This window comes from Streptomyces sp. NPDC093089, from assembly GCF_044754405.1.
Classification (GTDB): domain Bacteria; phylum Actinomycetota; class Actinomycetes; order Streptomycetales; family Streptomycetaceae; genus Streptomyces.
This window is the reverse complement of record NZ_JBIVPA010000006.1, coordinates 105,639-121,046: the sequence shown is the minus strand read 5'-3', so window position 1 is coordinate 121,046 and position 15,408 is coordinate 105,639. Positions and strand designations below refer to the sequence as shown.

Genomic DNA, 15,408 nt, shown 5'->3' with positions numbered 1-15,408 from the left:
CCCGATCCGGGAGGCGGCAGTGAGCCCCTCGACGAGAGGGGCCCGGTTCCCTGGAGTGCGGTGGTGGCAGCGGTGGAGAGCGAGGGGTGAGCGTGGATCTCGTGGCGGGGGAGCTCGTCTACCAGCGCTGCCGGTGGTGCGGAACGGCCTCCTTCCGGAGGCTGCTGTGCCCGGCGTGCGCGTCGAGCGACCTCGACTCCCACCGGAGTGACGGCCGGGGCGTCGTGGTCCGGTCGACCGTGGTGAGTCGCTATCGAAGGGCGATGCGCAGCGAGTCGGTCGTGCGGTTCCCGGAGGGCTTCACGCTCCGCTGTCGGGTCGTCGGTGCCCCGCCGCATCTCGTGCGCGAGGGGACCCGGGTGCGTCCGGTGGCCGGGACGGACCCCGCCGCCGGCGAGCTCGTCTTCGAGGTGTTCGGGGTGTGCGACACCGACGACCGTGAACGGTGGCGCCGTCAACAGTGAGAGAGGACATCCGTCGGATGCGTGAATTCAGTCGAGTCGGGGTCGTGGGCTGCGGCCTCATGGGCTCCGGGATAGCCGAGGTCTGCGCGCGCGCCGGCCTCGACGTCATGGTCGCCGAACGCGGCGCCGAAGCCCTCGCGGCCGGCCGGTCCCGGCTGACCGCCTCGCTCGACCGGGGGCTCCGGGGCGGCAAGCTGACCGAGGAGGAACGCGAGGCGGCGCTTCGCCGGCTTTCGTTCACCTCCGACCTCGACGGCTTCGCCGACCGCGACCTGGTCGTCGAGGCGGTTGCCGAACACCGCGACGTCAAGACGTCCGTCTTCAAGCGGCTCGACCGCGTCCTGGCCGGTCGCGAGGCGGTCATCGCCTCCAACACCTCGTCGATCCCGATCATCGACCTGGCCGCGGTCACCGGACAGCCGCGGCGCGTCGTCGGCGTGCACTTCTTCAACCCCGTACCGGTGCAGCGGCTGGTCGAGGTCATCCCCACCCAGCTCACCGCCCCGGAGGTCACCGCGGACGTGACGGCCTTCATCGAGCGCACGCTCGGCAAGACCGTCGTCCTGGCCCGCGACCGGGCGGGCTTCGTCGTCAACGCCCTGCTCGTCCCGTACCTCGTCTCCGCCGTGCGGATGCTCGAGTCCGGGGTGGCCTCGGCCGAGGACATCGATGCCGGCATGGTGCTCGGCTGCGCCCACCCCATGGGGCCGCTCCGGCTGCTCGACCTCATCGGCCTCGACACGGCGTTGTCGATCGCCGAATCGATGTACGAGGAGTTCAAGGAGCCGCTGTACGCCCCGCCGCCGCTGCTGCGGCGCATGGTGGCGGCCGGCGCCGTCGGTCGGAAGGCGGGGTGCGGCTTCTATGCCTACACGGACTGAAGTCTCTGGACAGTCGCGTTAGTGTGAATTAACTTATCCCGCGATGGAGCCGGATTTTAGAGGCGTAATACCTGTTGGGCGAGTAGTTGTCGTTCACTTCGGCGGATCCTGCCGATCGTGTGACCGACCGCCCTCCGGCATCACCCTGCCTGCGCAATGACAGCGAGGACCCCGCACATGACCGACATCCTGGAACGCCGCACCCTCTTCATCGGCGGCCGGTGGGCCGAGCCCGCGGGCCGGGACAGCATCGAGGTGGTGTCGCCGGTGACCGAGCAGGTCGTCGGGCGCGTGCCGCACGCCACGCCCGAGGACGTGGACCGCGCGGTCGCGGCGGCCCGTGAAGCCTTCGACCACGGCCCGTGGCCCCGGATGACGCCCGCGGAGCGCATCGAGATCGTCACCCGGATCAAGGACGGGCTCCTCGCGCGTCATCAGGAGCTCGCCGAACTGATCACCCTGCAGAACGGCTGCCCCGTCACCGTCTCCGTCCGCGCGCAGGCGCTCAGCGCCGTCGCCACCTTCGGCGCGACCCTCGCCGTCGCCGCCGGCCTCGCGACGGAGGAGGAGCGGCCCGGCCTCACCGGTCCCCTCCTGATCCGGCGCGAGCCGGTCGGCGTGGTGGCCGCCGTCACCCCCTGGAACGTGCCCCAGCTGACCATCGCGGGCAAGCTCGCGCCCGCCCTGCTCGCGGGCTGCACCGTCGTCCTCAAGCCCTCCCCGGAAACGCCCCTGGACGCCTACCTCCTGGCCGAGGTGTGCGAGGCCGCCGGACTTCCGGAAGGCGTGCTCAGCGTCCTTCCGGCGGACCGCGAGACCAGCGCCTACCTGGTCGCCCACCCGGACATCGACAAGGTCGCCTTCACGGGCTCGGTCGGCGCGGGCAAGCAGATCATGGCCGCCGCCGCCCGGAACCTCACCCGCGTCACCCTGGAACTCGGCGGCAAGTCCGCGGCGATCCTCCTGGAGGACGCGGACCTCGACGCCGCCCTGCCCAACCTCGTGATGGGCGCCTTCGCCAACAGCGGCCAGGCGTGCGTCGCCCTGACCCGCGTCCTCGCCCCGGCGAGCCGCTACGACGAGATCGCCGCGAAGCTCACCGCGGCCGTCGCCTCGCTCAGGGTCGGCGACCCGTCCGACCCGGCCACGCAGATCGGTCCGATGGTCACCGAGCGGCAGCGGCAGCGGAACCTCGACTACATCCGCATCGGCCAGGACGAGGGCGCCAAGCTGCTCACCGGCGGCGGCGTCCCCGAAGGTCTGGGCACCGGCTGGTACATCGAGCCCACCCTGTTCGGCGACGTCGACAACGGGATGCGCATCGCCCAGGAGGAGATCTTCGGGCCGGTCATCTGCCTCATCCGCTACGAGGACGAGGCCGACGCCGTCCGGATCGCCAACGAGTCCCCCTACGGCCTGGCCGGCACCGTCTGGGCGGGCACGGACGAGCACGGCACCGAGATCGCCCGGCTGATCCGCACCGGCACGTACTCGGTCAACTGCCAGCGCTTCGACGTCGCCGGCCCGTTCGGCGGCTACAAGAACTCCGGGATCGGCCGCGAGTTCGGCCCCGAGGGTTTCGCCGCGTACCAGGAGACCAAGACGATCCACCTGCCCGCCCCGGCCCGATCCTGACCCCCGCCACACCCACGAGGAGCCCACGATGCACGCAGCAGTCCTGCACAAGACCGGCGACGGGACCCTGGACGTCGTCGACGTCGAATCGGTGTCCTTCGGCCCCGGCCGCGTCCGAGTCAAGATGCACAAGGCCGGCCTGTGCCACTCCGACCTGTCGGCCATGAGCGGTGTGCTCGCCCACCCCGCCCCGTTCGTTCCCGGCCACGAGGGCGCCGGCGAGGTGGTCGAGGTCGGTGAGGGCGTCACGCACGTCAAGCCGGGCGACCGCGTCATCGTCTGCTGGATGCCGCCGTGCGACGCCTGTCCTTCCTGCAGGGCCGGCGACGGACATCTGTGCCGCAGCGGCTACCGCAACCTCGCCCACCCCAACTTCCGCAGCGGGGAGACGATCGTCCCCGGGATGCTGGGCGCCGGCACCTTCGCCGAGGAGACCGTGATCGCGGCCTACGCGGCGATCCCGATCCCCGACGACGTGCCCTACGACATCGCCGCCCTCATCGGCTGCGGCGTCACCACCGGCATCGGCGCGGCCCTCAACACGGCCAGGGTCAAGCCCGGTTCGTCGGTCGTCGTCATCGGTCTCGGCGGCGTCGGCATCAGCATCCTCCAGGGAGCCAAGGTCGCGGGCGCCGCGCGGATCATCGCCGTGGACCCGACGCCGAACCGCCGCGAGTGGGCGCTGAAGTTCGGCGCGACGGAGGCCATCGCTCCCGAGGAGCTTGCGGAGACCGTCAAGCGGCGCACCGGAGGCTTCGGCGTCGACTACGCCTTCGAGGCCGTCGGCAAGGCCGGCACGCTGCGCGCCGCGTACGACGCCACCCGCCTCGGGGGGACGGTCTGCCTCGTCGGCGCCGGTTCGCGCACCGACATGACCGACATCAGCATGGCCGAACTGGTCCTCAACGAGAAGGCGATCCTGCCCTCGTTCTACGGCGGCGGCGACATCCGCCGCACGTACGCCACGATCATCGACCTGTGGCGCGCGGGCCGCATCGACCTCGACTCGATGATCACGCACCACGTCCCGCTCACGGACATCAACGAGGCGATCCGCCAGATGCACACCGGCGAGGCCCTGCGCACGATCGTCGACATCGCCTGAGTCGCTCCAGCGGCGGCGGCACGACCGGGGACTCCACGGAGGGACGAGCGGGCTCCCCGGTCGCGCGGACGTCCGGAAGCACGTCGTCCGGACGCACCGCCCACGGTGTCGCGCCCGCGACGGCAGGGGCGCACAGCACCGTCGTACGGAAGGACGTTCATCGCTAAGGTGTGCGCCATGTCAGGACCGGCCGAGACCCCGCGCGCTCCACGGCTGACCCTGCACCTCCTCGGAGGGTTCGGGGCGGTCCGTGACGACGGCGTGGAGATTCCCCGGCGTTGGCGCCGCAGCACCGCGCAGACGCTGGTGAAGCTGCTGGCCGTGGCCCCGGGGCGGAGGCGCCATCGCGAGGAGGTGATGGAGCTGCTGTGGCCGGACGTCCCGATGGAGTCGGCGGTACGGAACCTGCGGGTCACGCTCCACGCCGCGCGCCACGCCCTGGAACCGGAACTCGCGCCCCGGACTCCGTCCTCCTACGTGGTGGCGGAGGGCGAGGCGCTCTTCCTGGCGGCGGACCGGGTACGGGTCGACGCCGACGAGGCGGAGCAGTCCGCCCGGGCCGCGCTGGATTCGGGCGCGCCCGACGCGCTCGGCGCGGCGCTGGCCTCCCTGGACCGGGAGCTCCTCCCTGAGGACCGGTACGCGGACTGGGCGCGGGAACGTCGCCTCCGCATCGAGGTGCTCCGCGAACAGCTCGTACGGGCCCTCGCGGAAAGCCTGTTGGCCGACGGCCGCACCGACGACGCCGTCGGTGTGCTGCGCGAGGCGCTGGACCGATTCCCCGCCGACGAGGGGCTGCACCTGCTCCTGGCGCGGACCTGGTGCGCCATGGGCCGGCCACGCCAGGCCATCCGGCAGTACCACGCCTGTCGCGAGGCGCTCTCCGAGGAACTGGGCGTGCGGCCGGGCGCCGAACTGGAGGCGCTGCACCGGTCCGCCCTGGCGGCGCTCGACGCCCGGACCGTCCCACCGCCCGCGCGCACCCTGCCGGAACCCGCGCCGCTGCCGCCCGCGATCCGCTGCCCCGAACGCCTGCCGCTGTTCGGTCGGGAGCGCCCGCTGGAGCTCCTCGTCGAGCACGCCCGCGGGCCCGCGCCGGACCCCGGGGTGGCGGCGGCGGCCGGGCCGGCCCCCCTCGTCGTGGTGCGCGGCGAAGCGGGCATCGGCAAGACGCGGCTCGTCGCGGAGGCGGCACGCCGTGCGGCGGCCGAGGGTGTGTGCGTGCTGTGGGGCACGAGCCACGAGGCGGAGGGGCAGACGCCGTACGGGGTCTTCGTCGACGCGCTCGACGGCCTGCTCGCCGGGTGCGGTGCGGAGGAGCGTTCCCGGGTGGGCGCCGAACACACGGGGCTCGCCACCCTGTTGCCCTCGCTGGGCGGGGGACCGGCCGCCGCCGCGAGCCCCGAGGAGGAGCGGGCGCGGCTGTTCCGCGCCGTCGCCGGTTTCCTCACCGACCTGGCGGCGGCCCGGCCGGTCCTCGTGGTGCTTGACGATCTGCACGCCGCCGACCCGGGTTCGCTGAGCCTGCTCCACCATCTCGTCCGCACCACCCAGGCCAGACGTTGGCGGTTCATCGCCACCTGCCGCGACGACACCCTCGAAGCGGACGACGTGCGGCGACAGGTGCTCGACGGGATCCTGCGGCAACGGATGGCGGTGGAGGTCGACCTCCTGCGTCTGAGCCGAGCCGATTGCGCGGGACTGGCCGCCGCCGCGGCGGGCCGCCCCGTCGGCACGGACTCCGCGGCCGGCACGGACTCCGCCGGCCGCTCGGGCTTCGGCTCCGCCGAGTCCGCGGACGCGCGTCGCGCGGCCTCTCGCATCTTCCGGCTCTCGCTCGGAAACCCGCTGTTCGCCCTGGAACTGACGAGCGCCCCGGGAGAGGACCTGGAGCGCATGGAACCGCGGCACCGCGCCACCGCAGAACCGGATGCCGACGCCGTTCCCGACGGCATCCGCCGTCTCGTCGCCGGCAGGCTCGCCCGCCTGCCCCGTGACGCCCGCCGCACCCTGGCCGCCGTGGCGGTCGCCGGCGGTACCGCCGTCACGCTCACCGAGATCGAGGCCGTCGCCTCCGCCGGTCTGCATCCGCCGCTGGAGGGCCCGGAAGTCACGGCGGCCCTCGACGCGGCGGCCGGATCGGGCATCGTGGAGGAACGCGATGTCGTCCTCGGCGGCCGGGCCGTTCTCGGTTACGCCTTCCGCCATCCCCTCGTACGTCTCGCCTGCGCGGAACAGCTGGGCAGAGCCGCGCGCAGGCGGATCCACCAGGCGTACGCGGACGCGGTGTTGCGGCTGCGTCCCGACGCCGTCGACGCCCTCGCGTTCCACATGGCGGTCGCCGACGACGAGCGGGCACCGGTCTTCCTCCGGGCGGCCGCCGACCGGGCGGCCGCCCTGTACGCCAACGACAGCGCCTGCGACTACTACCGGGAACTGGTCGCCCGGCTGGACACCACCGACGGGGCGGCGGCGGGGGAGGCGCGGCTGGCCTGGGGCGAGGTCCTGCGCCGGGCCGCACGCTATCCGGAGGCCGAGGACGTGCTGAGGCGGGCGCTGCGGGATCTGACGACGGCCGGGGATTCCTCCGGCGCGCTGCGCGCCGCGGTCGGTCTGGCCGAGGCCCTGGGCCGTGCCGGGCGCCCGCTCGACGGTCTCGCCGTGCTCCGGGACGCTCCGCGCGGCCGGTCGACGGCCGGTGAGCGTGCCCGGCTCCAACTCGCCTTCGGCGCGCTGGGCTTCCACGCCGGGCACTTCGACGAGACGCTCGTCGCCCTGCGCCGCGCGGAGTCGGAGACCGCGCGGCTTCCCGCTGGGGAGCGGGATCCGCTGCTGTCCCGCACGTTCACCACCCGCGCCGCCGCCCTGCTCGTCACCGGGCAGGTACGGGAGAGCCGCGAGGCGGCCGAGGCGGCGCTGAGCACGGCCGAGCGGACCGGCGACGCGGCGCTGATCTCCAGCGCGCTCTCCGTCGTGGGCGAACTGGCCCGCGAGGAGGGCCGGCCGAAGGCCGCGCGGGACTTCGCGCGGCGTGCCGTCTCGGTCGCCCGGCGCACCGGCGACCCCGCCGTACTGGCCTTCGACCAGAGCAATCTGGCGGGCGCCGAGCTGCTGGTGGGCGACCACCGCCGGGCGACGGCCCTGTCCCACGCGGCGGTGCGGCTGGCCCGTTCGCTCGGCGCCTCGTGGGTGCTGCCGTACGCGCTGGTGGGTCTCGCAGAGGTCGAACTGCGGTGCGGGCGCCACGCGCGGGCCGAGGAGGCGCTGAGGGCCTGCGCCGACGCGATGCCGCTCGCCCGCGACCCGCAGGTGCTGGAAGGCATGCGACGACTGAGAGAGGAGATGGCCGCGACACGGACCGTCGCCCGGAGCGCCGGTTCGCCCGCCGTCCTGGACAAGCGGTAATGCGCGGGTAACGGGGGCTGCCTACGGTCCTGGCCAGCCCCGGAACCCCGGGGTGAGCGTGCCCGCACTCCCGCCCGTCCAGGAAGAACCGCCCCATGCGTGCTGCCCCGTCCCGAGCGTCGTCCGGCGCCGCCTTCCCCGAGTCGTCCGCTCCGGACGACTCGGTCCGCGCCGTCGTCGACGCGGGGGGCGAGCCGTGGGAGCGCATCCTCGACCTCCTGGAACGGCGCCGGTGCGAGCTGCCCGAGGGCAGCGTGCTGGAACTGCACAGCGCCAACCCCCAGGTCCGTCCCTCCCTCCGCGCGTGGTGCCGGCTCACCGGAACCGTGCTGCTCCAGGAGGACGAGACGGACGACCGGAGCGCGTACTGCATCAAGCTGCCGTCGTCTCCCGCGCCCGGCACGCCGACCTCCTCCCCCCTCCAGAACCCGGAGACCCCATGAGACACCCCGCCCGTGCCCGACTCGTGGCGGCGATCACCGTCGCCGCCCTGTGCTCGCCCGCGGCCCTGCCGTCGGCGGCCGCGGGGCCCGTGCCGGACGCGGCCGTCACCCCGGCCGTCTCCCCGTCCGGCGCCGCGATGAGCCGTACGGTCACCCTCGTCACGGGTGACCGGGTCACCGTCACCACCACCTCTGACGGCAGGAAGTCGTACAGCGCGGAGCCCGCCGACGGTTCGGCGCCGGGTACGATCCTCGCCCGTACGGACATCGACGGCGACGCGTACTTCTACCCGAGCGACGTCATCGGCAGGGTGGGATCCGTCCTGGACCCGCAGCTGTTCAACGTCGACGGCCTGATCCGCGACGGGTACGACGACTCCCGCGCCGGAACGCTGCCGCTGATCGTGCGCCGCGCCGGAGCGGAGCGGCCGGAGGCGCTGGCCGGCGACGGTCTGCTGCCCGCCCAGCGCGACTTCCGCTCGCTGCAGGCGAGCACGGCCGTCCTCGACAAGGACGACGCGGCCGAGCTCGGCGACGCCCTCGACACCAAGGGCGCGCTGAAGGGCGTCGAGAGCATCTGGCTCGACGGCAAGGTCCACGCCGACGCGCTGGACCGCAACCTCACCCAGATCGGCGCCGACACCGCCTGGCGGTCCGGCCGTACCGGCAAGGGCGTCAAGGTCGCCGTGCTCGACACCGGGGCCGACCAGACCCATCCCGACCTCATGGGCCGGATCAGTGCGACCAAGGACTTCTCGGGCAGTGGCGGCACGCTCGACAAGCAGGGCCACGGAACCCATGTCGCGGCGACCGTGGCGGGCAGCGGCGCCGGGGCGCCGGGCCTGCGGTCCGGCGTCGCACCGGACGCCGACCTGATCATCGGCAAGGTACTCGGCGACGACGGGTCCGGATCGGACTCGCAGGTCATCGCCGGCATGGAGTGGGCGGTCGCGCAGGGCGCGAAGGTCGTCAACATGTCGCTGGGCAGCGGCCCGACCAACGGCAAGGACCCGGTCACCCAGTCGCTCGAAGCGCTGGCCACCTCGTCCGACACCCTCTTCGTGGTGTCGGCGGGCAACAACGGTCCGAACATCAGCACCGTGTCCGCCCCCTCGATCGCCCCGCACGCCCTGTCGGTCGCCGCGGTGGACTTCGCAGGCGGCACCGCCTCGTTCTCCAGCCGCGGTCCCTCCTTCAACGGAACGGTCAAGCCCGAGATAGCCGCCCCCGGCGTCAACGTCGTCGCGGCCCGCGCCACCGGCACGAACCTCGGCACCGTGCAGTCCGACCCGGCGTACACGGCGCTCTCCGGTACGTCGATGGCCGCCCCGCACATCGCCGGCGCCGCGGCCGTCCTGGCAGAGGAGCACCCGGACTGGACCCCCGAACAGCTCAAGCACACCTTGATGGGCACCACGACGGCTCCGCAGAACGGCCAGTCCCTGTACGACGTCGGCACCGGTGTGGTGAACCTCCCCGCCGCGCTGAAGCAGACCGTCGTGGCCGACACGGGCGCCCTCGACTTCGGGCGCCTCGACGTGACCGACGGCACCGCGACCCGCTCCGTGAAGCTCACCAACAAGGGCGACGCGACGGTCACCCTGGACCTCACGGGCACCTTGGCCGCGACCGGGTCGACCCCTCCGGCCGGCCTGCTGAGGCTCTCCACCCCCACGGTCACGCTGGCCGCCGGTGAGTCCACCGACGTCACCCTCACCGTCGACGCCACGGGCACGCCCACCGGTACCTACACCGGCGCGCTGACGGTCCTTCCCGCCGGTGGCGGCCAGGTCCTGCGGGTCCCGCTGCTCCTGGACCGGGCACAGTCCGTCAAGGTCACCGTCCTGGACCGCGCCGGCAAGCCCGCACCCGCCCAGATCTCCCTGCTCAACGCGGACAGCGGTGCTTCGCTGAACGCGGAGGTCAGCGCCGCGGGCACCCGTGACCTGCGGGTTCCCGAGGGGCGCTACATGGGCCTGGGGATGATCGGGATGACCGTCGACGGGCTGCGTCAGATCGCCATCGTCAGCGCCGATCTCACGGCCGGCTCGAACGAGATCGTCTTCGACGCCCGCAGGGCCCGCCGCTGGACCGCCTCCGTGGAGGGCGCGGACACCCGGCCGGAGTTCATGGCGGGCAACCTGACCCGTACGACCGACGACGGCCGGTTCGGCATCCGGCACAGCATGCTGGCCGGCGGCGCGTACGGAGCCTTCCCGCGCGACGCGCTCTGGATCACGCCCACCACGGACGCCCACCTCGGCAAGGTCGCCTTCAACGAGCGCTGGCGCCTCGCCGACGCGGACAGCGACACCACCGTGGGCGACACGAGTGTCCTCTACGACGCGGCCTATGCCCGGACCGAGGTCGGCGACGATCCCGAGCGACGGCTGACGCGCGACGAGGTCGAGACGTTCGCCAAGGTCCGCATGACGTACCGGGGAATGAACGAGAAGCTCCGCTACCAGGAGGGCAGTACGGTCTACGGGACCGGTCTGAACGGCCTCAACGTGTCCTCGCCGTCCTACCTGACCGTTCCCCGGGAGCGCACGGAGTACATCCAGGCCGAGGACCGGACCTGGCTGCGGTTCAGCTACCGCAACCAGAGCGGGGTGTCGATGAACTACGCGCCGGCCCCCTTCACCTACCGGCCGGGCAGCAGCACGAAGTACACTTGGTTCACCGGCCCGTTGTCCGTGCGCGCCACGGGCCAGGCCACCGGGGCCCGTCTCCAGTTGAAGATGGACGACAGCGTCGATCCGGAGGGGCGTGTCGGGCAGAACGGCGACTTCACCTTCCCCCAGCGCGTCCAGACCACGACACGGCTGTACCGCGACGGGACCCTGGTCGCCGACCGGGGCTCGTCGATCGACAGGACCTTCGCCGACGCCGGCAAGGCCTCGTACGAGCTGAGCCGCACATACACCTCCGCCGGCATCTTCCCGATGGGCGGCGAGGCGACGTCCAGGTGGACCTTCACCGCCGGCGGCACGGGTGACGCGGTGACTCCGGTGAAGCTGCTCAACGTCGCGCTCGACGCCCCGCTGAACGACCTGAACCAGGCGCGGGCCGGCCTTCCGCTGCTGGTGAAGGCCGATGTGACGGGCGCCGTCGATGGCCTGCGCGAGGTGCGCGCCTGGGTCACCGCCGACAACGGCGTGACCTGGCAGCGGGTCCCCGTCCTCGGCGAGGACGGCGCGTACCGGTTCCTCGTTCCGCACACGGCGATGAGGTCCGGTGGCTTCCTGGGCGTCCGCGTCGCGGCGGAGGACCGGAGCGGCAACACCGTGGACACGGCGCTCCCCAGGGCGATTCCCGTCGGGTGAACCCGCACTGACGACATGACGGTGCCACCGCTCCCTCGGGGCGGTGGCACCGTCGCGTTCCCGGGGAGAGAGTGCCGGGGATGGCCGCCGCCGCGCTCCGGTCCTCGGGCCGGACGGGGCGTCAGGAGAGGAGTCACTAACGGCGGAGACACGGTCGCGACACGCGGCGGAAACCGGCCGTCCCTAATTTCTGTCACCCGACAGGTATTCGCAGGAACTCGCCTACGCGACAGGGGACCGCCATGACCGTCACCACCGATCCCGCCCGGCCGGCACCTCCCTCCCCGGGCGCCGCGGGCGACGGCTCGCTCGCCGCGTTCGGCTACCCCCAGGAGTTGCGGCGCCGGATGGGGAGGTACGCCTCCTTCGCCGCCGGGTTCTCCTTCATCTCCGTACTGACCACGGTCTTCCAGTTCTTCTCCCTCGGCTACTCCTTCGGGGGCCCGGGCTTCTTCTGGACCTGGCCCGTCGTCCTCGCCGGCCAGCTCCTCGTCGCCGCCTGCTTCGCCGAACTCGCGGCCCGGATGCCCATCGCGGGGGCGATCTACCAGTGGGCGAGCCGGCTCGGCACCCCGGCCTTCGGCTGGTACGCGGGGTGGATCATGGTGATCGGGCGGATCGTCGTCGTGGCGGCCGCCGCCCTCGCGCTCCAGGTCGTCCTCCCCGCGGTCTGGCCGGGCTTCCAGCTCGTCGGCGGGGACCCCTCGCCGACGACGACGAGCGGCGCCGCCAACGCCGCCGTCCTCGGCCTCGCCCTGCTGGCGCTCACCACGCTCCTCAACGTCCTGGACAACCGGGCGCTCTCGGCCGTCAACACCGTCGGCGTCACCGCCGAGATCGCCGGAGTCGCCCTCATCGTCACCCTCCTCGCCACCCACGCGGAGCGGGATCCCGGGATCACCCTGCACGCCGGTGGCCAGGGCGGCCTGATCGCGTCGCTCCTGGTGGGCTCGTTCACCGCCGCGTACGTCCTCATCGGCTTCGAGAGCGCGAGCGAGATGAGCGAGGAGACCGTCAACCCCCGGCGCACCGCGCCCCGTACGACGCTGAGCGCCCTCACCACGTCCGGCGTCTGCGGCGGCCTCCTGCTGCTCGGCGGCCTGCTCGCCGCGCCCAGCCTCACCGACGGGCGCCTCGCGACCGAGGGCCTGGGATACGTGCTGACCAGCACCCTCGGCGACGGCCTCGGCCGGGTCCTGCTCGCCGACGTGGCCGTGGCCATCTGCGCGGCCACCCTCGCGATCCAGACCTCGGCGACCCGCATGCTGTACTCCATGGCCCGCGACGGCGTCCTTCCCCGCTCGGCGCGGCTGGCCCGGGTGCCGGCGCGGACCGGGATGCCCGGCACTGCCGCGGTGGTGGTCGGAGTCTGCGCGGGGCTGCTGCTCCTGCTCAACCTCGCCTCGCCGCAGGCATTCCTGGCCATCGGCACCACGTGCATCGCGATGGTGTACCTGGCGTACGCGATGGTCACCGTGCCGATGCTGGTCCGGCGTCTGAGGGGTGAGTGGCCGCCGCCCGCCGACGGCGACCGCGACGAACTCGGCAGGCCGCTGTTCTCCCTCGGCCGCTGGGGACTGCCCGTCAACGTCCTCGCGGTCGGCTACGGCCTCCTCATGACGGTCAACCTCTCCTGGCCGCGCGCCGAGGTGTACGACCCCGAGGGCGGCCACTGGTACTTCCAGTGGTTCACCGTCCTGGTCGTCGGCGCGACGGTCGCGGCGGGCGCGGCGTACCGCTGGTACCGCCGCCGCGGGGGTGCCGGTCAGGCGAAGGAGGAGGGCTCGCCCGTCCTGGTGTGATCCACCGCCCGACGTCCGGTCAGCCGTCCGCCGCGAGGAGCCGTTGCCCCTCGCGGCGCAGCCGTGCCAGGGAGCGTTGCGGCACGCCCGCCACCCGGAGCGCCGCGTCGGCCGTCGCCGTCGCCAGGGCCCGCTGATCGCGGTCCGGGTCGGCGCGCCGGATGAGGATGACGCTCTCGGTCAGGCCGAAGAGGAGGTCCGTGCGGAGCGCCAGGCCGTCCGCGTCGAGCGCCGCTCCCGGCTCCGTGGCGGCGAGCAGCTCCGTGTAGCACCGTTTGAGTTCGGCGCGGATCCGGTGGAAGACCGCGAAGTGGTCCGTCCGCACCTCGGGCAGCAGATAGAGCGCCCCGAGGTTGTGCGGTCCGCCGCACAGCAGCGCCGCGTCGGAGTGGCACAGGGCCCACAGTCGTGCCTCCGGGGCCGCCTCCGCTTCGGACACCAGGCGGCGCGCCACCTCCAGGGAGGGCCGGACGGTGCCTTCGAGCAGCTCCGCGAGGATCGCCTCCTTGCCGTCGAAGTAGTGGTAGAGAGACGCCTGCCGCAGCCCGGCCCGCTCGGCGATCGTGCGGGTGGAGGTCGCGGTGTAGCCACGGGCGGTGAACAGCTCGGCCGCTGCCGCCAGGACCTCGTCGCGCGGCTCCAGTCCGCTGGCGGGACGCTCCTGCACCCTCGGGCGGCCGACTTTTCTGCTGGTGGGCGTGGTCACTCCGTGATCCTCGCACAGGGCCGGAGCCTCCCTCCGGGCCGAGCTCCCGGGTGAGTTTCCGGTAACCGAGGCGAAACGCACGGGCAATGGAGGCGAAGCGACCCCTCCCTAATTTCTGTCAAGCGACAGAAATCAGTTCCCACCGGAGGTCGATCCATGGCGACACCGTCAGCGACAGCGTCGACGCACGGCGCGCGCGACCATGCCCGCGCCCAGGAGGGCACACAGGTCGACACCATGCCCGTCCTGCCCGCGAGCAACTGGCCGAAGCCTCCCGAGGGCGTGGCCGCCGGGGACGTCGTGTGGGCCGAGACGGTGGCGGGCGGCTCCTACACCCACAAGGTCCTCGCCCGGGGCACCGAACTCCGGCTGACCGACCTCACGGGCGACGCCTGCGCGCACCTGCTGCTCCACTGCGCCGACCGCCCCTGGGAGCGGCTGAACACGGCCGACACCGTCAAGGTGCTCTGGAACGCGTACCTGGGCGAGGGGCACCTGCTCCTCTCCGACCAGGGCCGGGTGCTCGCCTCCGTGGTCGAGGACACCTCCGGCCGGCACGACGCCCTCACCGGCACCTCCAGCCTCGCGCGCAACACCGCCCGGTACGGCGACGGCACCCCGCAGTCCGCCTCGCCGGCGGGCCGCGAGCTGTTCAAGCTCGCCGCCCTCAAGAACGGCCTCGCCCCGCGCGACCTCCCCCCGTCCGTCTCCTTCTTCCAGGGCGTACGGATCGCCGAGGACGGCTCCACCGAGTTCACCGGATCCGCCGGTCCCGGCGGGACCGTCACGCTCCGCGCCGAACAGGACGTCGTCGTCCTCGTCGTCAACGTCCCGCACCCCCTGGACCCACGCCCCGAGTACCGCTGCGGGAACCTCGGCGTCCTCGCGTACCGCGCCCGCCCGACCGCCCCCGGCGACTCGCTGTGGGACGCCACGCCCGAAGGGCGCCGCGCCTTCCTGAACACCGTCGACCACCTCACCGCCCGGGGGATCGCATGACCGCCACCCGTACGCGGGGCCGCGTCGTCTCCGACGACACCGTCCCCGCCCGCGCCGCCTGGTCCGGGGTCGTCCGCAAGGGCGAGCTGCTGACCGTCACCGACCTGCACGGCAACCAGGCCGCCGACTTCCTGCTGTACGACGCGCACGACACCTCCGTCCGCTACAGCGCCCCCGACACGATCCAGGCGCAGGGCACCGTCTTCCTGACCACCGGCTCCGTGCTGCTGTCCAACGAGCACACCCCGCTGATGACCGTCGTCGAGGACACCTGCGGACGGCACGACACCATCGGCGGCGCCTGCTCCAAGGAGTCCAACACCCTCCGCTACGGCCACCACACCTGGTCGCAGCACGCCTGCGCGGAGAACTTCCTCGCCGAGGGCAGCAAGCACGGACTCGGCAAGCGCGACCTGGTCTCCAACATCAACTGGTTCATGAACGTGCCGGTCGAGAAGGACGGCACCCTGGGCATCGTCGACGGCATCTCGGCGCCCGGCCTGCGGGTCGTGCTGCGCGCCGAGACCGACGTCCTCGCGCTGCTGTCCAACTGCCCGCAGGTCAACAACCCCTGCAACGGATTCGACCCGACGGCCGTACGGATGACGATCACCGGCCCCGACGACAGCGACGAGGTCTGAC

Annotated in this window: 11 protein-coding genes; 10 read left to right on the top strand and 1 reads right to left on the bottom strand. The window is 73.0% G+C overall.

Annotated features, from left to right (window positions below; all coding sequences use genetic code 11):
• Positions 1–86 precede the first annotated feature (86 nt).
• The 8 genes from ACIQFX_RS15780 (at position 87) to ACIQFX_RS15745 (ending at position 13,061) form a co-directional block, all read left to right on the top strand.
• The gene (locus ACIQFX_RS15780; RefSeq protein ID WP_402463169.1) at positions 87–464 is read left to right on the top strand and encodes a Zn-ribbon domain-containing OB-fold protein; all 378 of its coding nucleotides are present in this window, start codon (positions 87–89) and stop codon (positions 462–464) included.
• A gap of 17 nt (positions 465–481) precedes the next feature.
• Complete coding sequence (locus tag ACIQFX_RS15775; RefSeq protein ID WP_402463167.1) at positions 482–1,345, top strand: 3-hydroxybutyryl-CoA dehydrogenase; 864 nt, start codon at positions 482–484, stop codon at positions 1,343–1,345.
• Between the two features lie 177 nt (positions 1,346–1,522).
• Positions 1,523–2,980 (top strand): aldehyde dehydrogenase, encoded by a 1,458-nt coding sequence (locus ACIQFX_RS15770; RefSeq protein WP_402463164.1) that lies wholly within the window; start codon positions 1,523–1,525, stop codon positions 2,978–2,980.
• Between the two features lie 28 nt (positions 2,981–3,008).
• Positions 3,009–4,085: a zinc-binding dehydrogenase gene (locus ACIQFX_RS15765; RefSeq protein WP_402463162.1), complete on the top strand. Its 1,077-nt coding sequence runs from the start codon at positions 3,009–3,011 to the stop codon at positions 4,083–4,085.
• Between the two features lie 177 nt (positions 4,086–4,262).
• Positions 4,263–7,490 (top strand): ATP-binding protein, encoded by a 3,228-nt coding sequence (locus tag ACIQFX_RS15760; RefSeq protein WP_402463159.1) that lies wholly within the window; start codon positions 4,263–4,265, stop codon positions 7,488–7,490.
• 95 nt (positions 7,491–7,585) lie between these two features.
• Positions 7,586–7,933, top strand: a complete 348-nt coding sequence (locus tag ACIQFX_RS15755) for a sulfurtransferase TusA family protein (protein ID WP_402463157.1) — start codon at positions 7,586–7,588, stop codon at positions 7,931–7,933.
• Positions 7,930–11,259: a S8 family serine peptidase gene (locus ACIQFX_RS15750; protein WP_402463154.1), complete on the top strand. Its 3,330-nt coding sequence runs from the start codon at positions 7,930–7,932 to the stop codon at positions 11,257–11,259. Before ACIQFX_RS15755 ends, ACIQFX_RS15750 begins: the two co-directional genes overlap by 4 nt.
• Before the next feature lie 242 nt (positions 11,260–11,501).
• Positions 11,502–13,061, top strand: coding sequence for an amino acid permease (locus ACIQFX_RS15745; RefSeq protein ID WP_402463151.1), 1,560 nt, complete (start codon positions 11,502–11,504; stop codon positions 13,059–13,061).
• 19 nt (positions 13,062–13,080) lie between these two features.
• Here ACIQFX_RS15745 and ACIQFX_RS15740 read toward each other — a convergent pair whose 3' ends face one another.
• Positions 13,081–13,767, bottom strand: a complete 687-nt coding sequence (locus ACIQFX_RS15740) for a TetR/AcrR family transcriptional regulator (RefSeq protein ID WP_402463148.1) — start codon at positions 13,765–13,767, stop codon at positions 13,081–13,083.
• A 156-nt stretch (positions 13,768–13,923) separates the two neighbouring features.
• Here ACIQFX_RS15740 and ACIQFX_RS15735 point away from each other — a divergent pair, with 156 nt between their 5' ends.
• Together ACIQFX_RS15735 and ACIQFX_RS15730 are read left to right on the top strand one after the other, a co-directional pair.
• Complete coding sequence (locus ACIQFX_RS15735) at positions 13,924–14,766, top strand: urea amidolyase associated protein UAAP1 (RefSeq protein ID WP_402463145.1); 843 nt, start codon at positions 13,924–13,926, stop codon at positions 14,764–14,766.
• Entirely contained in the window at positions 14,763–15,407 is a 645-nt protein-coding gene (locus ACIQFX_RS15730) for an urea amidolyase associated protein UAAP2 (RefSeq protein WP_402463142.1), read from the top strand. Before ACIQFX_RS15735 ends, ACIQFX_RS15730 begins: the two co-directional genes overlap by 4 nt.
• The last annotated feature ends 1 nt before the right edge of the window (position 15,408 follow it).